We start from the raw sequence: 25,364 nt of genomic DNA, 5'->3' as shown, positions 1-25,364 counted from the left end.
GCTCAACCTTTCAGGCTGTCCAGATCATCGACGTGGATGGTGTTCAGGTTGCGGAACAGCACCACGAGGATGGCCAGCCCGATCGCGGATTCCGCGGCGGCTACGGTAAGGATGAAGAAAACGAAGATCTGGCCGGACGGGTCGCCGAGGTAGTGCGAGAAGGCGACGAAATTCATGTTCACCGCCAGCAGCATCAGTTCGATCGCCATCAGCAGCACGATGAGGTTCTTCCGGTTCAGGAAGATGCCGACCACGCTGATCGCGAACAGCACGGCGCCCAGCATCAGGAAATAGGAAAGGGGCAAGGAGGTCATGTCGTGCGCTTCTTTTCTCAGTCTTTCTCGGCCGGCATCGACACCAGGCGCACGCGGTCTTCACGGCGCACCGCGATCTGCTTGGCCGGTTCCTGGAACTTGGTGTCCTTGCGCTTGCGCATGGTCAGCGCGATGGCCGCGATGATGGCGACCAGCAGGATGACCGAGGCCAGTTCGAACGGATACACGTACTCGGTGTAGATCAGGCGCCCCAGTTCCTTGGTGTTGCTGTAGCCAGCGGCGGCGGCCTCGGGCGCCGGCATGCGGTCAGCCGAGAAGTACTTGGCGCCCAGCACGGCGAACATCTCGGCCAGCATCAGGCCGGCGACGATGAGGCCCGGCACCAGATTGGCCCAGAAGCCCTCGCGCATCCGCTCGATGTTGATGTCCAGCATCATCACGACGAAGAGGAAGAGCACCATCACCGCGCCGACATAGACCAGCACCAGCGCGATCGCGAGGAACTCGGCCTGCAGCAGCATCCAGATGCCACCGGCGGTGAAGAAGGACAGCACCAAGTAGAGCGCCGCGTGCACCGGATTGCGCGCAGTGATGACGCGCAGCGACGCGGCCACCAGGATGGCGCTGAGAAAGAAGAAAACTGCGGTCTGGAAATCCATCATCGGTTCGTTCTTGTCCGTTCCCTTGAGCCCTGCCCGCTCGCGCGGGCCCGGCCATCAGCGGTACTTCGAGTCCGCTTCCCTGTCCTTGGCGATCTGCGTTTCATAGCGGTCGCCGACGGCCAGCAGCATCTGCTTGGTGTAGTACAGGTCACCGCGCTTTTCACCGTGGTACTCGAGTACGCGCGTCTCGACGATGGCATCGACCGGACAGGCTTCCTCGCAGAAACCGCAGAAGATGCACTTGGTCAGATCGATGTCGTAACGCGTGGTACGGCGGGTGCCGTCGTCACGCTGATCCGACTCGATGGTGATGGCCATCGCCGGGCACACCGCCTCGCACAGCTTGCAGGCGATGCAGCGTTCCTCGCCGTTCGGATAGCGGCGCAGCGCGTGCAGGCCGCGGAAACGCGGCGACTGCGGCGTCTTCTCTTCCGGAAACTGCAGGGTGATCTTGCGCGCGAACAGGTGACGGCCGGTCAGCGCCATGCCCTTCACCAGTTCGGTCAGCATCAGCCCGCCGAACAAATCTCTCATCGAACCCATAACGCGTCCCTTACTTCCAGATCGACAGCGGAGACATCATCCAGCCGCCGATGAACACGAGCCACACGATGGTGACCGGGATGAAAACCTTCCAGCCCAGACGCATGATCTGGTCATAGCGGTAGCGCGGGAAAGTCGCGCGCAGCCACAGGAAGAAGAACAGGCAGAAAGCGCTCTTCGCCGCCAGCCAGTGGAAACCGTCCGGCAGGAAACCGACCGGCGACAGCCAGCCGCCGAGGAACATGATCGAGGTCAGCGTCGCGATCAGGATCATGTTCGCGTATTCGGCCAGGAAGAACAGCGCGAACGCCATGCCCGAATACTCGATCATGTGACCGGCGACGATTTCCGATTCGCCTTCCACCACGTCGAACGGCGAGCGGTTGGTTTCGGCCACGCCGGCGATGAAGTAGACGATGAACATCGGGAACAGCGGCAGCCAGTTCCACGACAGCACGCCCAGGCCCATGTTGGCGAACATGCCCTCGCCCTGCCCGCGCACGATGTCCGACAGGTTCAGGCTCTGCGACACCATCAGCACGGTCACCAGCGCGAAGCCCATGGCGATTTCGTAGGCGACGATCTGCGCCGCCGAACGCAGGCTGCCGAGGAAGGCGTACTTCGAGTTCGACGCCCAGCCGGCGATGATGACGCCGTACACACCCATCGACGTGATGGCCATGATGTAGAGCAGGCCGGCGTTGATGTCGGCCAGCACCAGACCGTCGTTGAACGGGATGACCGCCCAGGCGGCCAGCGACGGCGCCAGCGCCAGCACCGGTGCGAGCACGAACAGCGTCTTGCTCGACGCCGACGGCAGCACGATTTCCTTGAACAGCAGCTTGAGGCCGTCGGCGATCGGCTGCGCCAGACCGCCCAGTGCCTTGATGCCGAAGAAGGTGACGCGGTTCGGACCGTTGCGCACCTGCATCCAGCCGATGATCTTGCGCTCGGCCAGCGTCAGGTAGGCGACACAGCCCATCAGCGGCAGGATGATCGCGAAGATCTTGACCAGGGTCCAGACCGGCACCCAGGCGGCGCCGAGCAGGTCCTGCACGGGTTGCAGCAGCGCGTCCATTACAGGGCCTCCACGTTCAGGATGCCGGACAGCGTGCCCAGCGGCGCAGTCTGCGGCCAGCCGGCCGACACGCGCACGCAGCCCGCAGGCACCGTGTCGTCCAGCGCAAGATCAAGTTCGCTCGACCAGGCCGAACCGCGCACGCGAACACGCTTCGCCTCGGTCAGGCCGGACGCCGCGGCGGTCGCTGCATTCATGCGGGCGGTCGGCGCGGCGGAATCGCGCGCGGCAGCCAGTGCCGGCGCCCGGCGCACCACAGCGTCGTTGCGATAGATCGGGAAGTCGGCGATGCGCTGCAGGCCGCTCACCGCGGACGGACGCGCGAACGCGACATCGCTCGCCGTGTTGTCCAGCTTGTACTCGGGCAGCCAGCCATTCGCACCGGCCAGCGCTTCGTCGCGCACCGCTTCCGACGAATCGAATTTGAAGCCGCCCAGTTCGAGCATGCTGCCGAGCACGCGCAGCACCTTCCACGCCGGACGGGTTTCACCCTTCGGACGCACGACCGCGTGGAAGCTCTGGATGCGGCCTTCGACACTGACGAAGGTGCCGGAGGTTTCGGTGAAGGGCGACACCGGCAGCAGGCAGTCAGCGTAGTCCAGACCGGTCTTGAACGGCGACATGACGATGACCGTGTCGGCGCCCTTCAGCGCTTCGACCGCCATCGGCGCGTTGGCCGCGTCGAGTTCGGGTTCGGTGTGCAGCAGCACGTAGGCGCGCAGGCCGCCGAGCAGCATCTGCTGCGCATTCAGGCCGGATTGCGCACCGACGGCGGCAGCGCCGACGCTGTTCGCGGCTTCGCCCAGATAACCCAGCGTGGCGCCGGTCAGCCGCGACAGTTCCTGTGCCAGCGCATGCAGGCCGGCAGCGTCCGGATGCTGCTGGACGACGGAACCGAGGAAGACGGCGCGCGCACCGTCGTCGCACAGGCTCTGCGCGATGCGGCGGGCCGCATCCGAAACCTCGGCCGACTCGGCACCCACCGGCACCGCGACGCCGCGGATTTCGGCAGCGGCCTTCACCAGCGCGGCCAGTTCGCCGGCCAGTGCCGACGGCGCGACGGTGACGCGGGCGAAGGTGGTCATCAGCCAGTCTTCGTTGCTGACGCCGAGCGCACTGACGCGGGTGCCGCGACGGGCCGCCTGACGCAGGCGCTGCGCCATCAGCGGGTGATCCTTGCGCAGGAAGCTGCCGACGACCAGCGCCGCATCGAGCTTCGACACATCGGCCACCTTCATGCCCAGCCAGGGGATGCCGGCGAGCTTGCCGTCGAGGCCGAAATCGGTCTGGCGCAGGCGGTGATCGATGCTGCCGCCACCGAGGCCGCGCATCAGCTGCGCGCCCAGATACAGCTCTTCGGTCGTCGAGTACGGGGCGGCCAGCATGCCGATCTTCGCGGCGCCGTGTTCGTCGGCGACGCGCTTCAGGCTGTTGGCCGCGTATTCGAGCGCGGTCTGCCAATCGACCTCGATCCACTTGCCGTCCTGCTTGATCATCGGCGTGGTCAGGCGATCGTCGCTGTTCAGCGCTTCGTAGGAGAAGCGGTCACGGTCGGAAATCCAGCACTCGTTGACCTCTTCGTTCTCCAGCGGCAGCACGCGCTTCACTTCGTCGTGCTTGACCTGGACGACGAGGTTGGTGCCCAGGCTGTCGTGCGGACTTACCGTCTTGCGGCGCGACAGTTCCCAGGTACGGGCCGAATAGCGGAACGGCTTGGAGGTGAGCGCACCGACCGGGCACAGGTCGATCATGTTGCCCGACAGCTCGGAATCGACGGTGTGACCGACAAAGGTCATGATTTCCGAATGCTCGCCGCGGTTGGCCATGCCCAGTTCCATGACGCCGGCGATTTCCTGGCCGAAGCGCACGCAGCGGGTGCAGTGGATGCAGCGGGTCATGTCGGTCGAAATCAGCGGACCGAGATTCTTGTTCATCACCACCCGCTTCTCTTCCTGATAGCGGGAGGCCGACGCGCCGTAACCGACGGCGAGATCCTGCAGCTGGCACTCGCCGCCCTGATCGCAGATCGGGCAGTCCAGCGGGTGATTGATCAGCAGGAACTCCATCACGCCCTTCTGCGCGGTGATGGCCTGGTCGGAATGCGTCTGCACCTTCATGCCGTTGGTGACCGGCGTGGCACACGCGGGCAGCGGCTTCGGCGCGCGCTCGACCTGCACCAGACACATGCGGCAGTTGGCGGCGATGGACAGTTTCTTGTGATAGCAGAAGTGCGGAATGTGCAGGCCCAGACGGTTGGCCGCATCCATCACGGTGCTGCCGTCCGGCACTTCCAGCTTCTGGCCGTCGATCTCGATCTCTAGCATGCTGCGTGTTCCACGTAAATGCGGCTGCCTTCGCGCTGCACGTCCACCGGGACGAGGCAGTGCTTGTGCTCGACGTGATACTCAAATTCGGACCGGAAGTGCTTGATGAAGCTCTTCACCGGGAAAGCGGCGGCGTCGCCCAGCGCGCAGATGGTGCGGCCGGCGATGTTGCTGGCGACGTTGTCCAGCGTGTCGAGGTCGTCCGGGCGGCCCTGGCCGTGCTCGATGCGATGCACCATGCGGTACAGCCAGCCGGTGCCTTCGCGGCAAGGCGTGCACTGGCCGCAGGATTCCTCGTGATAGAAGTAGGACAGACGCTCCAGCGACTTCACCATGCAGGTGGTTTCGTCCATCACGATGACCGCGCCCGAGCCCAGCATGGAGCCGGCCTTGGAGATGGAGTCATAGTCCATCGTGCAGTCCATCATGATGTCGGCCGGCAGCACCGGTGCCGACGAGCCGCCGGGAATGACCGCCTTCAGCTTGCGGCCGCCGCGCATGCCGCCGCACATTTCGAGCAGCGCCGCGAACGGCGTGCCGAGCGGAATTTCATAGACGCCCGGGCGATTGACGTGGCCGGACACCGAGAAGATCTTGGTGCCGCCGTTGTTCGGCTTGCCCAGCGCCTGGAAGGCCTCACCGCCGTTGTTGATGATCCACGGAATGGCCGCGAAGGTTTCCGTGTTGTTGATCGTGGTCGGCTTGCCGTACAGGCCGTGACTGGCGGGGAAAGGCGGCTTGAAGCGCGGCTGCCCCTTCTTGCCTTCGATCGATTCGAGCAGCGCAGTTTCTTCGCCGCAGATGTAGGCGCCCCAGCCATGGTGCGCGAACAGATCGAAATCGAAGCCCTTGCCCAGGATGTTCTTGCCGATGAAGCCGGCGGCACGGGCTTCGGCCAGCGCCTCCTCGAAGCGCTGGTACAGCGAGAACACCTCGCCGTGGATGTAGTTGTAGCCGCGGGTGCAGCCCATCACGAAGCCGGCGATGGCCATGCCCTCGATGACCAGATGCGGGTTGTAGCGCAGCAGGTCGCGGTCCTTGAAGGTACCCGGTTCGCCTTCGTCCGAGTTGCAGACGACGTACTTGTCCATCGGGAACTGGCGCGGCATGAAGCTCCACTTCAGGCCGGTCGGGAAACCTGCGCCGCCACGGCCGCGCAGGTCGGATTTCTTCACCTCGGCGATGATCTGGTCCGCCGTCATGCCGGATTCGAGAATCTTGCGCAGCGCCGAATAGCCGCCGCGCTTGATGTAGTGCTCGATGCCCCAGGTGTTGTCGCCGTCCAGGCCGGCGAGCAGGATGGCTTGCGGGTTCTCGGGGGCGTTCATTTCAGCTCGTCCAGCAGTGCGTCGATCTTCTCGCGGCTCATCCAGCTGCACAGACGCGTGTTGTTCACGATGATGGCCGGCGCGTCGCCGCACACACCCATGCACTCGCCCTCCTTCAGCGTGAAGCGGCCGTCGGCGGTGGTTTCGTTGAAACCGATGCCGAGCTTCTCCTTCACGTACTCGGCCGCCTGCTCGCCGCCGGACAGCGCACAGGGCAGGTTCGTGCAGACGGTGATCTTCCAGCGACCGACCGGCTTCACGTCGTACATGTTGTAGAAGGTGGCCACTTCCATCGCCGCCATCGGCGGGATGTTCAGATGCAGGGCCACGGCCTCGATCGCTTCGGGCGACAGCCAGCCGTTCTGTTCCTGCGCAATGCGCAGGCCGGCCATCACGGCGGAGATCGCCTGGCCTTCGGGGTACTTCGCGACTTCGCGGTCAATCGCCGCGCGCGAAGCGTCACTCAGCGCAAAACTCATTCTGTCCATGCTCACCGGTTACTCGCGGTCACTGAGCGGTCGCTCAACGGTCAATCTCGCCGAACACGATGTCCATCGTGCCGATGATGGCGACGACGTCGGAAATCATGTGTCCGCGGGACATTTCATCCATCGCCGCCAGGTGTGCGAAACCGGGCGCGCGGATCTTCAGGCGGTAGGGCTTGTTGGCACCGTCCGACATCGCGTAGATGCCGAACTCGCCCTTCGGGTGTTCCACCGCGGCATAGCACTCGCCTTCCGGCACGTGGATGCCTTCGGTGAACAGCTTGAAGTGGTGGATCAGCTCTTCCATATTGCCCTTCATCGCTTCGCGCGACGGCGGTGCAACCTTGTGGTTGGGGCTGATGACCGGACCCGGGTTCTTGCGCAGCCAGTCGATGCACTGACGGACGATGCGGTTGGACTGGCGCATCTCTTCGATGCGGACCAGATAGCGGTCGTAGCTGTCGCCGTTGGTGCCGACCGGGATATCGAAATCCATGCGGTCGTACACTTCATACGGCTGCTTCTTGCGCAGGTCCCAGGCAATGCCCGAGCCGCGCAGCATCGGACCGGTGAAACCCAGCGCCTTGGCGCGCTCAGGCGTCACGATGCCGATATCGACCAGTCGCTGCTTCCAGATGCGGTTGTCGGTGAGCAGGGTTTCGTACTCGTCGACATAGCGCGGGAAGCGATTGGTGAAATCCTCGAGGAAGTCGAGCATCGAACCGCTGCGGTTCTCGTTCAGCCGCTTGATCGCGTCGGCGTTCTTGAACTTGTTCGCCTGGTACTGCGGCATCGAATCCGGCAGGTCACGATAGACGCCGCCCGGACGGTAGTAGGCCGCGTGCATGCGCGCACCCGACACCGCCTCGTAGGCGTCCATCAGATCTTCGCGCTCGCGGAAGGCGTACAGGAACACCGTCATCGCGCCGACGTCGAGCGCGTGCGCGCCGAGCCACAGCAGGTGGTTCAGGATGCGGGTGATCTCGTCGAACATGACGCGGATGTACTGCGCGCGCTCCGGCACGTCGATCTGCAGCAGCTTCTCGATCGCCATGCAGTAGGCGTGCTCGTTGCACATCATCGACACGTAGTCGAGACGGTCCATGTAGGGCACGCTCTGCACCCAGGTGCGGGTTTCGGCCAGCTTCTCGGTCGCGCGATGCAGCAGACCGATGTGCGGATCGGCACGCTGGACGACTTCGCCATCCAGCTCGAGCACCAGGCGCAGCACGCCGTGGGCCGCCGGATGCTGCGGCCCGAAGTTCATCGTGTAGTTGCGGATCTCAGCCATGGCCGACGTCCCCGTAGTTTTCTTCGCGCACGACGCGCGGTGTGACTTCGCGCGGTGCGATGGTGACCGGCTGGTAGATGACGCGCTTGGTTTCCGGGTCGTAGCGCATTTCGACGTGACCGGAAATCGGGAAGTCCTTGCGGAACGGGTGGCCGACGAAACCGTAATCGGTCAGCAGGCGACGCAGGTCGCCGTGTCCGGCGAACATGATGCCGAACAGGTCGAAGGCTTCGCGCTCGAACCAGTTGGCCGCCGGCCACACGTCGTTCACCGAGGCGATGACCGGAAAGTCCTCGTCCGACACGAAGGCGCGCAGTCGCAGGCGCAGGTTGGCGGCAATCGACATCAGATGCACCACGACCGCGTAACGCGCGCCCGAAGAACGGGTCGCGTGCGTCGACAGATCGAGGCCGCACAGGTCGATCAACTGCTCGAACGGCGTGTCGGCGTGATCGCGCAGTGCGAGCGCGATGTCGTGGTAATCGTCGGCGCCGACCTCGATGGTCAACTCGCCCAGTTCGACGGAGGCAGTGCGGATCTTGTCGCCGAACTGCGCCGTCAGCGCGTCGCGCAGGGATTCAATGCGTGTGCTCATGACGTTCAGCGCGCGATGGTGCTGGTACGGCGGATCTTGTTCTGCAGCTGCATCAGGCCGTAGATCAGCGCCTCGGCCGTCGGCGGACAGCCCGGCACATAGACGTCGACCGGCACGATGCGGTCGCAGCCGCGCACCACCGAGTAGGAGTAATGGTAGTAACCACCGCCGTTGGCACAGGAGCCCATCGACAGCACCCAGCGCGGCTCGGGCATCTGGTCATAGACGCGACGCAGCGCCGGCGCCATCTTGTTGCACAGCGTGCCGGCCACGATCATCAGATCGGACTGCCGGGGGCTCGGGCGAAACACGATGCCGAAGCGGTCGAGGTCGTAACGCGAAGCACCCGCCTGCATCATTTCGACAGCACAGCAAGCCAGACCGAAGGTCATCGGCCACAGCGAGCCGGTGCGGGTCCAGTTGATCAGCTTGTCGAGCTGAGTCGTGACGAAGCCTTCCTGAAGAACGCCTTCAATGCTCATCGATCAATCCGTCGTAATAACTTAATTGGGCAGACGCCCGACCGCCTGGCAGGATTACTCCCAGTCCAGCGCGCCCTTCTTCCATTCGTAGACGAAACCCACGACCAGAATGCCGAGGAAAATCATCATCGCGACAAAACCGAACATGCCGATCTCTTCGAGCACGATGGCCCACGGGAAGAGGAAGGCGATTTCCAGGTCGAACAGGATGAACAGGATGGCCACGAGGTAGTAGCGCACGTCGAACTTCATGCGCGTGTCTTCGAACGCTTCGAAGCCGCACTCGTAGGGGGAGAGCTTGTCGGGGTCCGGGCGGCTGGGGCCGACCAGCTTGCCGGCGATCATCGGCACGAAACCGAAACCGATGCCGATGAGAATGAACAGAAGGATCGGAAAGTATTCGATCAACATGACGGGTTATTCATGCGTGAAATCATTTCCGGCGGCACGGGGAGTAATCCGGGGCCGGCTCACGGCGCACCACCGATCGGCTGCGCACCACGTTGCACTGCAGCGTGAAACGCGCGGAGTATAGCGCGTTTCACGATCAATGCGGACTTACTTGGGAATATCCGCCGCCTTGGAATCAGGCTGGGCGGGCGTTGCAGCCGGTTGTTGCGGTGCATCAGGTGTAGCGGGAACGGTGACAGTCTTGGCCGCATCGATGACCGAACTGGCACCCGATTTCGGCTGATTGGTCGCCATATAGCTCAGTGCAAGGCTGGTGCAGAAGAACACGGCAGCCAGCGCAGCGGTCGTGCGGCTGAGGAAGTTCGCCGAACCGGACGAACCGAAAAGGCTGCCCGAAGCACCGCTGCCGAAGGCGGCACCCATGTCGGCGCCCTTGCCATGCTGCAGCAGCACGAGAACGATGACACCGATGCCGACCAGCACGTGGACCGACAGCACAAGCGAAAAAACGATACCCATCAAATCACCTCAGGATGCTGCAGCGGCCACGATGGCGAGGAAATCCCCGGCCACCAGCGACGCACCGCCAATAAGTCCACCATCGATATCCGCCTGACCGAAAAGCTCGGCGGCGTTCTGCGGCTTGACACTGCCGCCGTAAAGAATCGTCGTGCGCGCGGCGACGTCGGCACCACACCATGCAGCCAGTCGCCCGCGGATGAAGGCATGCACCGCCTGCGCCTGCGCCGGCGTCGCCGTCTTGCCGGTGCCGATGGCCCACACCGGTTCGTAGGCGATCACGCAGGCAGCCAGTGCCGCTGCACCACCGCGCTCGAACACCGCCTTGAGCTGACGCTCGACCACGGCTTCGGTCACCCCGCCCTCGCGTTCGTCCAGCGTCTCGCCGACACACAGGATGGGCTGCAGCTTGACGGCAAGCGCGGCGTCGACCTTGGCGGCAACACGCCCGTCGGTGTCGCCGAACAGCGCGCGCCGTTCAGAGTGACCGACGATGGCGTAGCGACATCCGAAGTCGTTCAGCATCGCACCGGACACCTCGCCGGTATAGGCACCGACCGCGTGCTCACTCAGATCCTGTGCGCCCCACGCAATGGCCGAACCTTCGAGCAGCGACTTCGCCTGCTGCAGATAGGGGAAGGGCACGCACACCGCCGACGGACATCCCGGCCCGCCTGCCTCGCGCAGCGCACCGAGCAGTGCAGCATTGGCGTCCAGCCCGCCATGCATCTTCCAGTTGCCTACGACCAGTTTTCGCATCGCCAAAACGCTCGCGCGCCAAAAGCAAAACCCCGGATTCTAGCGCATCGCAGCGCAAAAATCCGGGGCTCGGCAGATGACGGGGCCAGGGTCTGTGGATATTGAATCGCGGGCCGCGTTGCGCTCCTTGCCGAGGATCAGCCGAAGCGGCCGGTGATGTAGTCCTCGGTTTCCTTCTTCTGCGGCTTGATGAAGATCTGATCGGTCAGGCCGAACTCGACCAGCTCGCCCATGTACATGTAGGCGGTGTAGTCGGACACCCGCGCCGCCTGCTGCATGTTGTGGGTGACGATCAGGATGGTCACCTTGTCCTTCAGCTCGGTCACCAGCTCTTCGATGCTGGCGGTGGCGATCGGGTCGAGCGCCGAAGTCGGCTCGTCGAACAGGATGATTTCCGGATCGGTCGCCAGCGCGCGCGCGATGCACAGGCGCTGCTGCTGGCCGCCGGACAGATTGGCGCCCAGCTCGTCCAGGCGGTTCTTCACTTCGTCCCACAGCGCCGCACCGCGCAACGCTTGCTCCACCCGCTCGTCGATCACCGAGCGACGCTTCTCGCCGCGCACGCGCAGACCGTAGGCCACGTTCTCGTAGATCGACTTGGGGAAGGGATTGGGCTTCTGGAACACCATGCTGATGCGCATGCGCACCTCGATCGGATCGACGTCGTCGTCGAGCAGATTGGTGTTGTCCGGGTGCAGCAGGATCTTGCCGTCGTAGCGGTTGCCCGGATACAGATCGTGCATGCGGTTGAAACAACGCAGCAGCGTCGACTTGCCGCAACCGGACGGGCCGATCAGCGCGGTCACCTTCTTCTCATGCACCGGCATGTTGATGCCCTTCAGCGCATGGAAGGCACCGTAGTGGAAATTCAGGTTCTTGACTTCGGCCTTGGCAGCGGAGCGCACATCGGTCGCAGTGGTCATGGTCGGATTCTCTTAAAGGTTGTATGCGGTGCGGATGATCGGCTTACCACTTGATGTTGCGGCGCAGGCGGTAGCGCAGCCAGATCGCGACGCCATTCATCGCCAGCGTCATGAAGACCAGGATGAAGCCGGCCGCAGCGGCATTGACCTGGAAGGCCGCTTCCGGACGCGAGGTCCAGTTGAACATCTGGATCGGCATCACGGTGAAGGGCGCGGTCAGCCACTCGAAGTTGATGAACGGGAACACGTCGGTCACCGGCGCCGGCGGCAGGAAGGCGATGAAGGTGAGCGCGCCGATGGTGATGATGGGCGCCGTTTCGCCGATCGCTCGCGCCATGCCGATGATGACGCCGGTCAGGATGCCCGCGCTCGAATACGGCACGATGTGATCGCGCACCGTCTGCCAGGTCGTTGCACCGCAGGCGTACGCGCCTTCGCGCACCATCTGCGGAATCGCGCGTATCGATTCGCGCGTCGCCACGATGACCACCGGCAGGATGAGCAGGCCGAGCGTCAGGCCGGCCGACAGGATGGACTGACCGAAGCCGAACTTGTAGACGAACAGACCCAGCGCCAGCAGGCCATACACGATGGACGGCACGCCGGCGAGGTTGGTCACGTTGATTTCGATGATGTCGGTGACCCAGTTCTTCGGCGCGTACTCTTCCAGATAGATGCCGGCTGCCACGCCCAGCGGCACCGCCGAGAAGGCGGTCACCAGCATCACGAGTATGGTGCCGACCCAGGCCGACAAGATGCCGGCGCTGCCGGCACGACGCGACGGGAAATTGGTCAGGAAGTCATAGTCGATGCGCGCCGCCCCCTTGATCGCCATGTCGGCGAACAGCACGGTCAGCGTGAGCACGCCGACCATCAGCGCGAGCAGCCCGAGCAGGCCGAACAGCATGTCCCAGCGCTTGTGGCGCGCGATGATGGCCCGGATGGCCTGGATGTCCTGTTGGTTCATGGATCAATAGACCTCGCGGAAGCGCTTGCGCAGGTAGTAGCCGAGCAGGTTGAAGCCAAGGGTCATCAGCATCAGCGTCAGACCGGCGGCGAAGATGGTCTGGTAACCGATGGAGCCGTGCGGCAGGTCACCGAGGGCCACCTGCACGATGTAGGAGGTGATGGTTGCGCCCGGCTCGGCCGGATTGAAGGTCAGGTTGGGCTGCATGCCGGCCGCCACGGCGAGAATCATCGTCTCGCCGACCGCACGCGAAATGCCCAGGATGTAGGCCGAGGCGATGCCCGAGGTCGCTGCCGGCACCACGGTGCGCAGCGCCGTCTGCAGGCGCGTCGCACCCATCGCGTAAGAACCTTCGCGCAGGCTCATCGGCACCGCGCGCATCGCGTCCTCGGACAGCGAACTGACGTAGGGGATGATCATGATGCCCATCACCAGACCGGCCGACAGCAGGCTGAAACCGGGCAGTTCGGGGAACAGGTACTGCAGCGCCGGCGTCACCACCATCAGCGCGAAGTAACCGTAGATGATGGTCGGCACGCCACCCAGCAGTTCGAGAATGGGCTTGGCGATCTCACGCGTCTTGAACGAAGCGAACTCCGACAGGTAGATCGCGATGATGGTGCCCAGCGGCAGCGCGACAGCCAGCGCGACGAAGGAACTGGTGAGCGTGCCCGACAGCAGCACCATGATGCCGTAGTGCGCATCGTCGAACAGCGGGGTCCATTGCGTGTCGGTCAGGAAGTCCCACAGCGACACGTGCTCGAACAGCGTCAGCGATTCGCTGACCAGGATGTAGACGATGGCTATCGTCGTCAGGACGGAGATCGACGCCGCAGTGAACAGGATGAATTCGATCACCCTTTCCTTCACGTGGCGGGACGCGCGCTTGCGCAGGCGATCGCTGACCGCATCGGGCGCAGTCGACGGAGGAGCTGACATGGTCTGGGCGTGGGCGGTCATGTTGGGGCGCTCATTTTACGGGTCGCCATCCACCGCCGTGCGGAAGATGACAAAAAGCCCCGGGATGAACCCGGGGCCCTTGCAGCGGAATCCTTATTCCTTCGGATCGCGCTTGAGCAGGTCGGACACCTTGACGCCCACTTCCGAATGACCGCCGAAGGCCGTACCGGTCTTCTTCTTCGTGAAGTTCTCCAGCGCGTGCTTGTAGTCCGCGTCGGTCAGCGGCACGTACTTCACTTCCTTGGTCAGCGCGGCGGCGTTCTTCAGGTAGAACTCGACGAATTCCTTCACTTCCGGCTTGTCGACCGAAGCGGCATTCACGTAGATGAAGATCGGGCGCGACAGCGGCTGGTAGTCGCCCGAGATCACCGCTTCCAGCGACGGCTCGACCGCCTTGCCAGTCTTCGGATTGACCACCGGCACGGCCTTCAGCTTGTCCTTGTTCTCGACGTAGTAGGCGAAGCCGAAGTAGCCGAGTGCGCCGGTGTCACGCGACACGCCCTGCACCAGCACGTTGTCGTCTTCCGACGCGGTGAAGTCACCACGGCTGGACTTGGACTTGCCGACGATGGCTTCGGTGAAGTAGTCGAAGGTGCCGGAATCGGCGCCCGGGCCGAACAGCTTCAGACCGGTGTCGGGCCAGGCAGCGTTGACCTGGTTCCACTTCAGGATCTTGCCCTGAGCGGCCGGTTCCCACATGGTCTTCAGCTCGGCAGCGGTGATCTGCTTCAGGAAACTGTTCTTCGGGTTCATCACCAGCGTCAGCGCATCGAAAGCGACCGGCAGTTCGATGTACTTGATGCCGGCTGCCTTGCAGTCAGCCATTTCCTTGTCGAGGATGGGACGCGAGGCGTTCGACACGTCGATCTCGCCGCGGCAGAACTTCTTGAAACCGCCGCCGGTGCCGGAAATGCCCACGGTCACCTGGACGGTGCCCTTCTTCGCCTTCTGGAATTCTTCCGCGACCGCTTCAGTGATCGGGAAAACAGTGCTCGAACCGTCGATCTTGACCAGGGTCGGGGCTGCCAGGGCGGATGCGGAAGCAAACAGGGCGCCGACAGCGGCGGTCAGGGTGGCGATCTTGCGTACGTTCATCAGGACTCTCCGTAAGGTTGCGTCGTGTTGCGATGCGACGAAGCGCAGTTTATGAATGCTTTGTTACACCCATGTGAAGGTGAAACAATTCATCCAGCCACCCCAAGACCGTCGTCAAACGGCCTGCAGAGCCTGATCCAGATCGTCGATGATGTCGTCGATGTGCTCGATGCCGATCGACAGTCTGACCATGTCTTCCGACACGCCCGCCCGCTTCAGCTCGTCGGGCGACAATTGGCGATGGGTGGTCGAGGCCGGATGGCAGGCCAGCGATTTGGCGTCACCGATATTGACCAGCCGGGTGATCAGCTTCAGCGCGTCCTGGAAGCGCGCCCCGGCTTCGCGCCCGCCCTTGACGCCGAAGGTGAGCAGGCCGGAGGCCTTGCCGCCGAAATAGCGCTGCACCAGCCCGTGGCTGGGGTGGTCCGGCAGGCCGGCGTAATTGACCCATTCGACCTTCGGATGCGAGCTCAGGTGGCGGGCGACTGCGGTCGCGTTTTCGCAGTGCCGGTCCATGCGCAGCGCCAGCGTCTCCAGCCCCTGCATGATCAGGAAGCTGTTGAACGGCGAGATCGCGGCGCCCATATTGCGCAGCGGTACCGTACGCGCGCGACCGATGTAGGCGGCCGGCCCGAGCGCTTCGGTGTAGATCACGCCGTGATAGCTCACTTCCGGCTCGTTCAGCCGACGGAAGCGGGTCTTGTGTTCGGCCCACGGGAAGCGGCCGCCATCGACGATGATGCCGCCGATGCTGGTGCCGTGACCACCCATGTACTTGGTCAGCGAATGCACGACGATGTCGGCGCCGTGCTCGATCGGCCGCGTCAGATAGGGCGACGGCACCGTGTTATCGACGATCAGCGGCACGCCGCCCTCGTGCGCCACCTTGGCGAACGCGGCGAAATCGACCACGTTGCCGAGCGGGTTGCCGATCGATTCGCAGAACACCGCCTTGGTGCGCGCATCGATCTTCGCCCCAGCGGCGGCCGGATCGGCCGCATCGACGAAACGCACCTCGATGCCGTACTGCGGCAGCGTGTGCGCGAACAGGTTGTAGGTGCCACCGTACAGCGCCGACGTGGCGACGATATTGTCGCCCGCCTCGGCGATGGTCATGATCGCGTAGGTGATCGCCGCCTGGCCGGACGCCAGCGCCAGCGCTGCGATACCGCCCTCCAGCGCGGCGACGCGCTGCTCCAGCACGTCGCTGGTCGGGTTCATGATGCGGGTGTAGATATTGCCCTTGACCTTGAGGTCGAACAGGTCGGCCCCGTGCTGGGTATCGTCGAAGGCGTAACTGGTGGTCTGGTAGATCGGCACCGCCACTGCCTTGGTGGTCGGATCGGGCGAATAGCCGGCGTGAATGGCGAGCGTGTCGAAACGCATGTTCATGTCCTCCCTGGGGTTGAGGGCCGAAATCTACACGCGGACGGCATCGCGCACAAAAGCGGTGCAGCAAAGAAAAATGCCGCCCCGCGGACGCGGTGGCGGCATTCGGGGGAGAAGTCTGCCGGTCAGGCGGCCATTGCCGACTCGACCACCTGCGCCAGACGCTGGGCCAGCCGGCCGACTTCGGCGGCGTCCTGACCTTCGACCATCACGCGCAGCAGCGGCTCGGTGCCCGACGGACGCAGCAGCACGCGGCCACGCTGCGCCAGTTCGCTTTCGACCTCGATCCGGGTCTGGTCGATGATGGGCGCCTTCTTCCAGTCGAAACCGGGGCGCAATTTCACGTTCACCAGCTTCTGCGGGTAGAGCTTGAGACCGGAACAGGCCTGCTCCAGGCTGATGTCCTGCGCACGCAGCGCGGCCAGCACCTGCAGCGCCGCGACGATGCCGTCGCCTGTGGTGTGGCGGTCGAGATCGATGATGTGGCCCGAGTTCTCGCCGCCGAGGCGCCAGCCCTGCTGGTGCAGCGTTTCCAGCACGTAGCGGTCGCCCACCTTGGCGCGCGCCAGACCGACCCCCATTTCGTTCAGCGCGTGCTCGAGCGCCAGATTGGTCATCAAGGTGCCGACCACGCCGTTCAGCCGCCCTTCGCGCAGGCGCTGGGCAGCGATGACGTAGAGCAGTTCGTCGCCGTCGTAGATGCGGCCGGAGGCGTCGCACATCATCAGGCGGTCGGCGTCGCCGTCGAGAGCGATGCCGATATCGGCGCCGGTCGCGCGCACCGCCTCGGACAGCGACTTCGGCACCGTGGCGCCGACGCCGTCGTTGATGTTCATGCCGTTCGGACTGCAGCCGACGGTCACCACCTCGGCACCCAGTTCGTGGAACACCTTGGGCGCAATGCTGTAGGCGGCGCCGTGCGCACAGTCGAGCGCGATCTTCAGGCCGCGCAGGTCCAGTTCGGTCGGGAAGGTGCTTTTGCAGAACTCGATGTAGCGGCCGGGCGCGTCCTCGATGCGACGTGCCTTGCCGAGGCGGGACGACTCCATGCAGCCCATCGGTTCGTCGAGCAGCGCCTCGATCTGCAGTTCGACCTCATCCGGCAGCTTGGTGCCGCGGGCGGAGAAGAACTTGATTCCGTTGTCTTCGAAGGGGTTGTGCGACGCGCTGATCACCACCCCCGCCTGCAGGCGCAACGCGCGAGTGAGGTAGGCGACGGCCGGCGTCGGCACCACCTTGGCCAGCACGGTATCGACACCGGCCGCCGCAAAACCGGCTTCCAGCGCGGCTTCGAGCATGTAGCCGGACACCCGGGTGTCCTTGCCGATCAGCACCGCCGGGTGCTCGCCTGCAGGCAGATGCTCGGTGGCCACCAGCGCGCGGCCGGCGGCGTAGCCGAGTCGCATCACGAAATCCGGCGTGATCGGGGCCTGACCGACCCGACCGCGTACGCCGTCCGTACCGAAATAGCGTCTCGACATCTGCACCGTCTCCTGTTCTATCTTCCGTGTTCGAAAATGCCCGCCACCTGCCAGACCGCGATCGCGTCGCGGGTGGCTGCGACGTCGTGCACGCGCACCATGTGCGCACCCCGCGCGACCGACGCCAGCGCGGCCGCCACGCTGGCCGCCACCCGATCGGTCACCGGTCGCCCGGTCAGCCGTCCCAGCACCGACTTGCGCGACAGACCGACGAGCAATGGATAACCATAATCGGCCAGCGCACGCAGTCCCTTGAGCAGGGTCAGGTTGTGTTCGGAGGTTTTTCCGAAGCCGAACCCCGGGTCGAGCATGATGCGTTCGCGCGCGATGCCGGCATCTTCCGCGGCGCGGGCCTGTTGCAGAAGGAAATCAGTCACTTCCGCGCACACATCGGCATAACGGGGATCGTTCTGCATGGTCTGCGGCGTGCCCTGCATGTGCATGATGCAGACGCCCGCATCGGTGGCCGCCACCGCCTCGACCGCACCGGGTGCGCGCAGGCCGTTGATGTCATTGACCAGCGTAGCGCCGGCCGCCAGTGCCGCACGCATCACTTCCGGCTTCCAGGTGTCGATGGACAGCGGCACGCCCAGACCGGACAGTGCCTCGATCACCGGCACGACGCGGCGGATTTCCTCCTCCGCCGGCACCGGATCGGAGCCGGGACGCGTCGATTCGCCACCGATGTCGAGCACGTCGGCGCCGTCGGCGATGAACTTCTCCGCCTGGGCGACGGCCCGGGCGACGTCGAAGGCAATGCCGTCACCGGAGAAGGAGTCGGGCGTGGCGTTGATGATGCCCATCACGAGCGGGCGATCGAGCGAGAGACGGTAGGGGCCGCAGTGCAAGGTCGTGTTCATGGTCGTCACAAATGAAAACCGGAGGCAGCGCCTCCGGTCGTGGGTTGAATTGCAGCCGGTGTCAGGCCGGCGCTGCGGCGTTCGCTGCCGCTCCCGGTGCGCCGCCATCGGACGACGCCTTGGGCGGACGCGAGGTGGGCTTGGGCGGACGCACCGGGCGATCGTTCATGATGTCGTCGATCTGGTCGGCATCGATGGTTTCGAAGTCGAGCAGTGCCCGGGTCATCGCCTCGACCTTGTCGCGGTTGTCTTCCAGCAGCTTGCGGGCAACGGCGTAGCGCTCGTCGATGATGCTGCGAATTTCCGCATCGACGTGCTGCATCGTCGTTTCCGACATGTTGCGGTGAGTGGCGACCGAGCGGCCGAGGAATACCTCGCCCTCCTCCTCGCCATACACCATCGGGCCCATCGCATCGGACATGCCCCACTGGGTCACCATCCGGCGCGCCAGATCGGTCGCGCGCTGGAAGTCGTTGGCGGCGCCGTTGGTCATCTGGTTCATGAAGATCTCTTCGGCGATGCGGCCGGACAGCATCATCGAAATGAGCTGCAGGCAGTAGTCCTTGTCGTAGCTGTAGCGGTCCTTCTCGGGCAGCGACATGGTCACGCCCAGCGCGCGACCGCGCGGGATGATGGTGACCTTGTGCACCGGGTCGCACTTGGGCAGCAGCATGCCGACGATGGCGTGGCCGGACTCGTGATAGGCGGTGTTCTTCTTCTCTTCCTCGTCCATCACCATGGTGCGGCGTTCGGCGCCCATGATGATCTTGTCCTTGGCGCGCTCGAAGTCCTCCATATCCACCACGCGCTTGTTGCTGCGCGCAGCGAACAGCGCCGCTTCGTTCACCAGATTGGCGAGGTCGGCGCCAGAGAAACCGGGCGTGCCGCGCGCGATGATTTCAGCCTTGACGTCCGGCGCCAACGGCACCTTGCGCATGTGCACGGCGAGGATCTGCTCGCGACCGCGGATATCCGGCAGCGGCACCACGACCTGACGGTCGAAGCGGCCCGGACGCAGCAGCGCCGGATCGAGCACGTCCGGACGGTTGGTCGCGGCGATGACGATGATGCCGGTCTGGCCTTCGAAGCCGTCCATTTCGACCAGCAGCTGGTTCAGCGTCTGTTCGCGTTCGTCGTTGCCACCGCCGAGGCCGGCACCGCGCTGGCGGCCGACCGCGTCGATTTCGTCGATGAAGATGATGCAGGGTGCCTGCTTCTTGGCCTGTTCGAACATGTCGCGCACGCGGGCCGCGCCGACGCCGACGAACATTTCGACGAAATCGGAACCCGAAATCGAGAAGAACGGCACCTTGGCTTCGCCGGCGATGGCCTTGGCCAGCAGCGTCTTGCCAGTACCCGGCGAGCCGACCATCAGCACGCCCTTCGGAATGCGGCCACCGAGCTTCTGGAACTTGGACGGATCGCGCAGGAACTCGACCAGCTCAGCCACCTCTTCCTTCGCTTCGTCGCAACCGGCGACGTCGGCGAACGTGACGGTATTGGTAGACTCGTCGAGCATGCGCGCCTTGGACTTGCCAAAGGAGAAGGCGCCACCACGGCCGCCACCCTGCATCTGGCGCATGAAGAAGATCCAGACGCCGATCAGCAGCAGCATCGGGAACCACGACACGAAGATGCTCATCAGGAAGCTCTGTTCCTCTTCCGGCTTGGCGACCACCTTGACATTGCTCTTCAGCAGGTCGCTGATCAGCCAGATGTCCTGCGGCGGTGCGTAGGAGGTGATGCGCTTGCCGTCGGCGGTCTGGGCGTTCAGCGAACGGCCCTGGATTTCGACCTTGGTGATCCGGCCGGCCTTCACCTCTTCGAGGAATTCCGAATACTCGACCATGCCTTGCGTGGCCTGGCGCTGATTGAACTGGTTGAACACCGTCATCAGCACGATGCCGATCACAAGCCAGATCGCAAGATTTTTGAACATGTTGTTCAAGGCATTTCCTCTGTATTCCCGGAACCGGATTGACCGGTCCGATCAATGCAACATCACGAAGCGACCACCGACAGACCGGAAACGGCCGCGTATGTTCCGCGCCCGCGCCTGTATGTCACGCAGCAGGCTGTCCACGCCTGCCACGACACAGAAGATACACCTCTGCACTGCGGTCGCGGGAACTGTCGGGCTTGCGCACGGCCACCGACGTGAAAAGTTGTTCCATTTCGCGTCTGAGCTCGTCGAAACCCGAGCCCTGGAACACTTTTACGAGCATGTCACCGCCGCTCTTGAGGTGTTCGCGTGCGAATTCGAGTGCCAGTTCGAGCAGATGAATGGATCTCGCCTGATCGGTGACCGCGATTCCGGAGAGGTTGGGGGCCATATCGGACAAAACAAGGTCCACCCGACGACCCTCCAGCGATTCCACCAGTTCGGCCAGCGGCTCGTCCTCACGGAAATCGCCGAGGATGAAATGCACGCCGTGCACCGGCTCCATCGGCAACAGGTCTATCGCCACCACCCTGCCGGCCGCACCGACCTTCTTCGACGCCACCTGCGACCAGCCGCCGGGCGTGCTGCCGAGGTCCACCACCACCTTGCCCGGCCCGAGCAGACGGTCCTTGTCGTCGATCTGCATCAGCTTGAACGCGGCACGCGAGCGAAAGCCCTGCGCCTGCGCCTGCTTTACATAAGGGTCGTTGATGTGGTCGTGTACCCACTGGCGGCTGGTTTTGTTCTTGGCCATGACTTAGCTTAGACTTGCGCGCCTTTCTGGAAGAACGCCATGTTGACCCTGACTCCCGATGAACGCCGCGCGCTGCGCGCGCAAGCCCACCCGCTAAAGCCGGTCGTGATGATCGCGCAGAACGGCTTGACCGCTGCGGTACTGAAGGAAATCGAACTGGCGCTCAAGTCGCACGAGCTGATCAAGGTACGCGTGTTCGACGCAGACCGTGAACAGCGCGACGCCTGGCTGGCGGAAACCTGCGAAACGCTGGGTGCCGCGCCGGTGCAGCGCATCGGCAACATCCTGGTGCTGTACCGCCCCAACCCCGAACTGCACGTGCCGGCCGAACCGGTAAAGCCGGTGCGCAAGAGCGCTGCCAAGACGTCGGCCGCCAAGCCCGGCAAGCCGGTGCCGACGCGCAGTGCGCCGGCCAAGCCGGTGGCCAATCGCCGCGGCGTCGCCCGCAACAGCACGAAACCGCTCAAGCCGCGCGCCCGCCCGACGCGCTGAGCCCCGGCGCTGCGCTCAGACGTAGCGCACGTCCACGATTTCGTACTCGCGGATGCCGCCCGGGGCCTGCACTTCGGCCACGTCGCCGGCGTACTTGCCGATCAGCGCACGCGCGATCGGCGAATTCACCGAAATCATGCCCGCCTTAAGATCTGCCTCGTCGTCCCCGACGATCTGGTAGGTCACCGGTTTGCCGGCTTCCACGTCTTCCAGATCGACGGTTGCACCGAACACGATGCGGCCGTCGGCGTCGAGCGCCTTCGGATCGATGATCTGGGCGTTCGAAAGCTTGCCTTCGACTTCGGCAATCCGGCCTTCGATGAAACCCTGACGCTCCTTCGCCGCATCGTACTCGGCGTTTTCGGACAGATCGCCGTGCGAACGCGCTTCGGCGATCGCGGCGATGACGTTGGGACGATCCACGGTTTTCAGTCGGTGCAGCTCGGCCTTGAGCTTTTCGGCACCGTTGACGGTAAGAGGTACGCTCATATCGTTCAGTTGATCTGCGCGTGCAGGGCCTGCAGCGCATAGGTTTCGAGTTCGGAAATGCGCATGCCTGCACACGCGGCACGCGCGCCTTCGACGGTGGTGAACAGCGTGACGCGGCTGGCGAGCGCGCTGGTGCGGATCGAGCGCGAATCGTTGATGGCGCTGCGCTTTTCATCCACCGTATTGACGATGAAGGTGATTTCATCGTTCTTGATCATGTCCACGATATGCGGACGGCCCTCATTCACCTTGTTCACCGGGGTGACCGGCAAACCGGCGGCGGCGATGGCTGCGGCGGTGCCGCGGGTAGCAACCAGCGTAAAGCCCAGCTCGTGCAGCTCGCGCGCGACCTCGATCGCCTTGGCCTTGTCGGCCGGCTTGACCGAGATGAAGGCGCGACCGCCGGTCGGCAGCCGCACGCCGGCGGCGAGCTGACTCTTCACGAAAGCTTCGCCGAAAGTGCGACCGACACCCATCACTTCGCCGGTGGACTTCATTTCCGGACCGAGGATGGTGTCCACACCGGGGAATTTCACGAACGGGAACACCGCTTCCTTGACCGAGAAGTAAGGCGGCACGACTTCGTGCGTCACGCCCTGGTCGGCCAGCGAGCGGCCAGCCATGCAGCGTGCGGCGATCTTGGCCAGCGGCAGGCCGCAGGCCTTGGACACGAAGGGCACGGTGCGCGAAGCACGCGGGTTCACTTCGAGCACATACACGGTGTCGCCGGACGCGTCGCGCTGGATCGCGAACTGCACGTTCATCAGGCCGACCACGTTCAGGCCGCGCGCCATCAGTTCGGTCTGGCGGCGCAGTTCGTCGCACAGTTCCGGCGTCAGCGAGAACGGCGGCAGCGAGCAGGCGGAGTCGCCCGAGTGCACGCCGGCCTGTTCGATGTGTTCCATGATGCCGCCGATGATCACCTGCTGGCCATCGGAGAAGGCATCGACGTCCACTTCGGTGGCGTCGTTCAGGAAGCGGTCCAGCAGCACCGGCGAGTCGTTGCTCACCTTGACCGCCTCGCGCATGTAGCGCTCGAGGTCCGACTGCTGATGAACGATTTCCATCGCGCGGCCGCCCAGCACGTAGCTCGGGCGCACCACCAGCGGGTAGCCGATTTCGGCCGCCAGGCGCACCGCCTGGTCTTCCGCACGCGCGGTGCGGTTGGGCGGCTGCTTCAGGCCGAGGTCGTTCAGCAGCTTCTGGAAGCGCTCGCGGTCCTCCGCAGCGTCGATCATGTCCGGCGTGGTGCCGATGATGGGCACGCCGTTGGCCTCCAGGTCGCGCGCCAGCTTCAGCGGCGTCTGGCCACCGAACTGCACGATGACCCCGACCGGCTTTTCGATGGCGACGATTTCGAGCACGTCTTCCAGCGTCAGCGGTTCGAAGTAGAGGCGGTCCGAGGTGTCGTAGTCGGTCGACACCGTTTCCGGGTTGCAGTTGACCATGATGGTTTCGAACCCGTCCTCGCGCAGTGCGAGGGCCGCGTGCACGCAGCAGTAGTCGAATTCGATGCCCTGGCCGATGCGGTTCGGACCGCCGCCCAGCACCATGATCTTGCGTGCCGAGGTCGGATTGGCTTCGCACTCGTCTTCATAGCTGGAGTACATGTAGGCGGTGTCGGTGGCGAACTCGGCGGCGCAGGTATCGACCCGCTTGAACACCGGACGCACGCCGAGGGTCTGGCGGTGCAGACGCAGCGCGGTTTCGTCGCACTGGAACAGACGCGCCAGGCGACGGTCGGCAAAGCCCTTGCGCTTCAGATCGCGCATCGTCGCGGCGTCCACGCTCTTCAGGCTGCGACCGAAGAAGGCGCGCTCGGTCAGGATGATGTCCTCGATCTGCGCCAGGAACCACGGGTCGATCTTGGTCAGCTGATGCACCTCGTCCAGGCTCATGCCGTTGCGGAAGGCCTGGCCGACGTACCAGATGCGCTGCGGACCCGGCAGCGCCAGTTCGCGCTCCATCTCGTCCTGGTCGGTCTCGATCTCGTCGAAGCCATAGACGCCGACTTCGAGGCCGCGCAGCGCCTTCTGCATCGACTCCTGGAAGCTGCGGCCCATGGCCATCACCTCGCCCACCGACTTCATCTGCGTCGTCAGGCGGTCGTTGGCCTGCGGGAACTTCTCGAAGGCGAAACGCGGAATCTTGGTGACCACGTAGTCGATCGACGGCTCGAAGGACGCCGGCGTGGCGCCGCCGGTGATGTCGTTCTTCAGCTCGTCGAGCGTGAAGCCGACCGCCAGCTTGGCGGCGATCTTGGCGATCGGGAAGCCGGTCGCCTTGGACGCCAGCGCCGACGAACGCGACACGCGCGGGTTCATTTCAATCACGATCATGCGGCCGTCGGCCGGGTTGATCGAGAACTGCACGTTGGAGCCGCCGGTATCGACGCCGATCTCGCGCAGCACCGCGATCGAGGCGTTGCGCATGATCTGGTATTCGCGGTCGGTCAGCGTCTGCGCCGGTGCCACGGTGATCGAGTCACCGGTGTGCACGCCCATCGGATCGAGGTTCTCGATCGAACAGACGATGATGCAGTTGTCGGCGCTGTCGCGCACGACTTCCATCTCGTATTCCTTCCAGCCCAGCAGCGATTCCTCGATCAGCAGCTCGTTGGTCGGCGACGCTTCGAGACCGCGCTTGCAGATCTCGACGAATTCCTCGTGGTTGTAGGCGATGCCGCCGCCGCTGCCGCCCATCGTGAAGGACGGGCGAATGATGGCCGGGAAGCCGATGCTGGCCTGGACCTGCAGCGCCTCTTCCATCGAGTGGGCAATGCCGGAGCGCGCCGAACCGAGGCCGATCTTGGTCATCGCCTGCTTGAACTTCTCGCGGTCCTCGGCCTTGTCGATCGCTTCCTGCTTGGCGCCGATCAGTTCGACCTTGTACTTGTCGAGCACGCCGTGGCGGGCCAGATCGAGCGCGCAGTTCAGCGCGGTCTGGCCGCCCATGGTGGGCAGCAGCGCGTCCGGGCGTTCCTTCTCGATGATCTTCTCGACCATCTGCCAGGTGATCGGCTCGATGTAGGTCACGTCGGCCATGCCGGGGTCGGTCATGATCGTGGCCGGGTTGGAATTCACCAGCACGACGCGGTAACCCTCTTCACGCAGCGCCTTGCAGGCCTGGGCGCCGGAGTAATCGAACTCGCAGGCCTGGCCGATCACGATGGGACCGGCGCCGATGATCAGGATGGATTGGATGTCTGTACGTTTGGGCATTTGTCTTTGAGGGGTCAGGGACTAGGGATCAGGGACTAG

25 protein-coding genes are annotated in these 25,364 nt (G+C 64.3%); 1 reads left to right on the top strand and 24 read right to left on the bottom strand.

What is annotated here, in order from left to right; translation table 11 throughout:
* Nucleotides 1–2: 2 nt before the first annotated feature.
* The 22 genes from nuoK to IV112_RS07725 all read right to left on the bottom strand — a co-directional run bounded on the left by nuoK (nucleotide 3) and on the right by IV112_RS07725 (nucleotide 21,123).
* Nucleotides 3–314 carry an NADH-quinone oxidoreductase subunit NuoK gene (gene nuoK / locus IV112_RS07830; RefSeq protein WP_020165274.1) on the bottom strand — a complete coding sequence of 104 codons (312 nt, stop codon included), beginning with the start codon at nucleotides 312–314 and terminating at the stop codon, nucleotides 3–5.
* 17 nt (nucleotides 315–331) lie between these two features.
* Nucleotides 332–934: an NADH-quinone oxidoreductase subunit J gene (locus tag IV112_RS07825; RefSeq protein ID WP_020165275.1), complete on the bottom strand. Its 603-nt coding sequence runs from the start codon at nucleotides 932–934 to the stop codon at nucleotides 332–334.
* Nucleotides 935–991: 57 nt separating this feature from the next.
* On the bottom strand, nucleotides 992–1,471 hold the full coding sequence (nuoI, locus tag IV112_RS07820) for an NADH-quinone oxidoreductase subunit NuoI (protein WP_198291215.1): 480 nt from the start codon (nucleotides 1,469–1,471) through the stop codon (nucleotides 992–994).
* A gap of 19 nt (nucleotides 1,472–1,490) precedes the next feature.
* Nucleotides 1,491–2,558 (bottom strand): NADH-quinone oxidoreductase subunit NuoH, encoded by a 1,068-nt coding sequence (gene nuoH, locus IV112_RS07815; RefSeq protein ID WP_019917529.1) that lies wholly within the window; start codon nucleotides 2,556–2,558, stop codon nucleotides 1,491–1,493.
* A complete protein-coding gene (gene nuoG, locus IV112_RS07810) occupies nucleotides 2,558–4,882 on the bottom strand; it encodes an NADH-quinone oxidoreductase subunit NuoG (RefSeq protein WP_304002543.1) in 2,325 nt (774 codons plus the stop codon). The genes nuoH and nuoG overlap by 1 nt, the downstream gene beginning before the upstream one ends.
* Nucleotides 4,876–6,210: an NADH-quinone oxidoreductase subunit NuoF gene (gene nuoF / locus IV112_RS07805; RefSeq protein WP_020165279.1), complete on the bottom strand. Its 1,335-nt coding sequence runs from the start codon at nucleotides 6,208–6,210 to the stop codon at nucleotides 4,876–4,878. Before nuoF ends, nuoG begins: the two co-directional genes overlap by 7 nt.
* A complete protein-coding gene (gene nuoE / locus IV112_RS07800; protein WP_020165280.1) occupies nucleotides 6,207–6,689 on the bottom strand; it encodes an NADH-quinone oxidoreductase subunit NuoE in 483 nt (160 codons plus the stop codon). Before nuoE ends, nuoF begins: the two co-directional genes overlap by 4 nt.
* 43 nt (nucleotides 6,690–6,732) lie before the next feature.
* The gene (locus tag IV112_RS07795) at nucleotides 6,733–7,986 is read right to left on the bottom strand and encodes an NADH-quinone oxidoreductase subunit D (RefSeq protein ID WP_304002540.1); all 1,254 of its coding nucleotides are present in this window, start codon (nucleotides 7,984–7,986) and stop codon (nucleotides 6,733–6,735) included.
* Nucleotides 7,979–8,581, bottom strand: a complete 603-nt coding sequence (locus IV112_RS07790) for an NADH-quinone oxidoreductase subunit C (RefSeq protein WP_304002538.1) — start codon at nucleotides 8,579–8,581, stop codon at nucleotides 7,979–7,981. Before IV112_RS07790 ends, IV112_RS07795 begins: the two co-directional genes overlap by 8 nt.
* A gap of 5 nt (nucleotides 8,582–8,586) precedes the next feature.
* A complete protein-coding gene (locus IV112_RS07785; protein WP_008058281.1) occupies nucleotides 8,587–9,063 on the bottom strand; it encodes a NuoB/complex I 20 kDa subunit family protein in 477 nt (158 codons plus the stop codon).
* A 54-nt stretch (nucleotides 9,064–9,117) separates the two neighbouring features.
* Nucleotides 9,118–9,474, bottom strand: a complete 357-nt coding sequence (locus IV112_RS07780) for an NADH-quinone oxidoreductase subunit A (RefSeq protein ID WP_019917521.1) — start codon at nucleotides 9,472–9,474, stop codon at nucleotides 9,118–9,120.
* A 147-nt stretch (nucleotides 9,475–9,621) separates the two neighbouring features.
* Nucleotides 9,622–9,993, bottom strand: a complete 372-nt coding sequence (gene secG / locus IV112_RS07775) for a preprotein translocase subunit SecG (protein WP_019917520.1) — start codon at nucleotides 9,991–9,993, stop codon at nucleotides 9,622–9,624.
* A 9-nt stretch (nucleotides 9,994–10,002) separates the two neighbouring features.
* Complete coding sequence (gene tpiA / locus IV112_RS07770; RefSeq protein ID WP_304002531.1) at nucleotides 10,003–10,752, bottom strand: triose-phosphate isomerase; 750 nt, start codon at nucleotides 10,750–10,752, stop codon at nucleotides 10,003–10,005.
* Nucleotides 10,753–10,889: 137 nt separating this feature from the next.
* A complete protein-coding gene (gene pstB, locus IV112_RS07765) occupies nucleotides 10,890–11,675 on the bottom strand; it encodes a phosphate ABC transporter ATP-binding protein PstB (RefSeq protein ID WP_304002529.1) in 786 nt (261 codons plus the stop codon).
* Nucleotides 11,676–11,718: 43 nt separating this feature from the next.
* Nucleotides 11,719–12,642 (bottom strand): phosphate ABC transporter permease PstA, encoded by a 924-nt coding sequence (pstA, locus tag IV112_RS07760; protein ID WP_304002526.1) that lies wholly within the window; start codon nucleotides 12,640–12,642, stop codon nucleotides 11,719–11,721.
* 3 nt (nucleotides 12,643–12,645) lie between these two features.
* Nucleotides 12,646–13,602, bottom strand: coding sequence for a phosphate ABC transporter permease subunit PstC (gene pstC, locus IV112_RS07755; protein WP_020165286.1), 957 nt, complete (start codon nucleotides 13,600–13,602; stop codon nucleotides 12,646–12,648).
* A 93-nt stretch (nucleotides 13,603–13,695) separates the two neighbouring features.
* The gene (locus IV112_RS07750) at nucleotides 13,696–14,697 is read right to left on the bottom strand and encodes a PstS family phosphate ABC transporter substrate-binding protein (RefSeq protein ID WP_304002524.1); all 1,002 of its coding nucleotides are present in this window, start codon (nucleotides 14,695–14,697) and stop codon (nucleotides 13,696–13,698) included.
* Between the two features lie 114 nt (nucleotides 14,698–14,811).
* Nucleotides 14,812–16,083: an O-acetylhomoserine aminocarboxypropyltransferase/cysteine synthase family protein gene (locus tag IV112_RS07745; RefSeq protein ID WP_304002522.1), complete on the bottom strand. Its 1,272-nt coding sequence runs from the start codon at nucleotides 16,081–16,083 to the stop codon at nucleotides 14,812–14,814.
* Between the two features lie 128 nt (nucleotides 16,084–16,211).
* On the bottom strand, nucleotides 16,212–17,567 hold the full coding sequence (gene glmM, locus IV112_RS07740) for a phosphoglucosamine mutase (protein WP_020165289.1): 1,356 nt from the start codon (nucleotides 17,565–17,567) through the stop codon (nucleotides 16,212–16,214).
* 17 nt (nucleotides 17,568–17,584) lie between these two features.
* The gene (gene folP, locus IV112_RS07735) at nucleotides 17,585–18,427 is read right to left on the bottom strand and encodes a dihydropteroate synthase (RefSeq protein WP_304002520.1); all 843 of its coding nucleotides are present in this window, start codon (nucleotides 18,425–18,427) and stop codon (nucleotides 17,585–17,587) included.
* A 61-nt stretch (nucleotides 18,428–18,488) separates the two neighbouring features.
* A complete protein-coding gene (gene ftsH / locus IV112_RS07730) occupies nucleotides 18,489–20,375 on the bottom strand; it encodes an ATP-dependent zinc metalloprotease FtsH (protein WP_304002518.1) in 1,887 nt (628 codons plus the stop codon).
* A 115-nt stretch (nucleotides 20,376–20,490) separates the two neighbouring features.
* A complete protein-coding gene (locus tag IV112_RS07725) occupies nucleotides 20,491–21,123 on the bottom strand; it encodes an RlmE family RNA methyltransferase (protein ID WP_304002516.1) in 633 nt (210 codons plus the stop codon).
* A 39-nt stretch (nucleotides 21,124–21,162) separates the two neighbouring features.
* On the opposite strand from IV112_RS07725, the gene IV112_RS07720 reads away from it, so the two are divergent.
* Entirely contained in the window at nucleotides 21,163–21,615 is a 453-nt protein-coding gene (locus tag IV112_RS07720; RefSeq protein WP_304002515.1) for a YhbY family RNA-binding protein, read from the top strand.
* A 15-nt stretch (nucleotides 21,616–21,630) separates the two neighbouring features.
* Here the strand turns inward: IV112_RS07720 and greA are convergent, their stop codons facing one another.
* On the bottom strand, nucleotides 21,631–22,104 hold the full coding sequence (greA, locus tag IV112_RS07715; protein ID WP_020165293.1) for a transcription elongation factor GreA: 474 nt from the start codon (nucleotides 22,102–22,104) through the stop codon (nucleotides 21,631–21,633).
* Nucleotides 22,105–22,109: 5 nt separating this feature from the next.
* On the bottom strand, nucleotides 22,110–25,325 hold the full coding sequence (gene carB / locus IV112_RS07710; RefSeq protein ID WP_304002512.1) for a carbamoyl-phosphate synthase large subunit: 3,216 nt from the start codon (nucleotides 25,323–25,325) through the stop codon (nucleotides 22,110–22,112).
* Between the last annotated feature and the right edge of the window lie 39 nt (nucleotides 25,326–25,364).

It is taken from the genome of Methyloversatilis discipulorum (genome assembly GCF_018780585.1).
Taxonomy (GTDB): Bacteria; Pseudomonadota; Gammaproteobacteria; order Burkholderiales; family Rhodocyclaceae; genus Methyloversatilis; species Methyloversatilis discipulorum_B.
This window is presented reverse-complemented; position numbering and strand designations above follow the sequence as displayed.

Excerpts from the sequence above, each read along its gene's own strand:
- nuoK (WP_020165274.1), bottom strand. The coding sequence starts at position 314 with ATGACCTCCTTGCCCCTTTCCTATTTCCTGATGCTGGGCGCCGTGCTG.
- IV112_RS07825 (WP_020165275.1), bottom strand. The coding sequence starts at position 934 with ATGGATTTCCAGACCGCAGTTTTCTTCTTTCTCAGCGCCATCCTGGTG.
- nuoI (WP_198291215.1), bottom strand. The coding sequence starts at position 1,471 with ATGAGAGATTTGTTCGGCGGGCTGATGCTGACCGAACTGGTGAAGGGC.
- nuoH (WP_019917529.1), bottom strand. The coding sequence starts at position 2,558 with ATGGACGCGCTGCTGCAACCCGTGCAGGACCTGCTCGGCGCCGCCTGG.
- nuoG (WP_304002543.1), bottom strand. The coding sequence starts at position 4,882 with ATGCTAGAGATCGAGATCGACGGCCAGAAGCTGGAAGTGCCGGACGGC.
- nuoF (WP_020165279.1), bottom strand. The coding sequence starts at position 6,210 with ATGAACGCCCCCGAGAACCCGCAAGCCATCCTGCTCGCCGGCCTGGAC.
- nuoE (WP_020165280.1), bottom strand. The coding sequence starts at position 6,689 with ATGAGTTTTGCGCTGAGTGACGCTTCGCGCGCGGCGATTGACCGCGAA.
- IV112_RS07795 (WP_304002540.1), bottom strand. The coding sequence starts at position 7,986 with ATGGCTGAGATCCGCAACTACACGATGAACTTCGGGCCGCAGCATCCG.
- IV112_RS07790 (WP_304002538.1), bottom strand. The coding sequence starts at position 8,581 with ATGAGCACACGCATTGAATCCCTGCGCGACGCGCTGACGGCGCAGTTC.
- IV112_RS07785 (WP_008058281.1), bottom strand. The coding sequence starts at position 9,063 with ATGAGCATTGAAGGCGTTCTTCAGGAAGGCTTCGTCACGACTCAGCTC.
- IV112_RS07780 (WP_019917521.1), bottom strand. The coding sequence starts at position 9,474 with ATGTTGATCGAATACTTTCCGATCCTTCTGTTCATTCTCATCGGCATC.
- secG (WP_019917520.1), bottom strand. The coding sequence starts at position 9,993 with ATGGGTATCGTTTTTTCGCTTGTGCTGTCGGTCCACGTGCTGGTCGGC.
- tpiA (WP_304002531.1), bottom strand. The coding sequence starts at position 10,752 with ATGCGAAAACTGGTCGTAGGCAACTGGAAGATGCATGGCGGGCTGGAC.
- pstB (WP_304002529.1), bottom strand. The coding sequence starts at position 11,675 with ATGACCACTGCGACCGATGTGCGCTCCGCTGCCAAGGCCGAAGTCAAG.
- pstA (WP_304002526.1), bottom strand. The coding sequence starts at position 12,642 with ATGAACCAACAGGACATCCAGGCCATCCGGGCCATCATCGCGCGCCAC.
- pstC (WP_020165286.1), bottom strand. The coding sequence starts at position 13,602 with ATGACCGCCCACGCCCAGACCATGTCAGCTCCTCCGTCGACTGCGCCC.
- IV112_RS07750 (WP_304002524.1), bottom strand. The coding sequence starts at position 14,697 with ATGAACGTACGCAAGATCGCCACCCTGACCGCCGCTGTCGGCGCCCTG.
- IV112_RS07745 (WP_304002522.1), bottom strand. The coding sequence starts at position 16,083 with ATGCGTTTCGACACGCTCGCCATTCACGCCGGCTATTCGCCCGATCCG.
- glmM (WP_020165289.1), bottom strand. The coding sequence starts at position 17,567 with ATGTCGAGACGCTATTTCGGTACGGACGGCGTACGCGGTCGGGTCGGT.
- folP (WP_304002520.1), bottom strand. The coding sequence starts at position 18,427 with ATGAACACGACCTTGCACTGCGGCCCCTACCGTCTCTCGCTCGATCGC.
- IV112_RS07725 (WP_304002516.1), bottom strand. The coding sequence starts at position 21,123 with ATGGCCAAGAACAAAACCAGCCGCCAGTGGGTACACGACCACATCAAC.
- IV112_RS07720 (WP_304002515.1), top strand. The coding sequence starts at position 21,163 with ATGTTGACCCTGACTCCCGATGAACGCCGCGCGCTGCGCGCGCAAGCC.
- greA (WP_020165293.1), bottom strand. The coding sequence starts at position 22,104 with ATGAGCGTACCTCTTACCGTCAACGGTGCCGAAAAGCTCAAGGCCGAG.
- carB (WP_304002512.1), bottom strand. The coding sequence starts at position 25,325 with ATGCCCAAACGTACAGACATCCAATCCATCCTGATCATCGGCGCCGGT.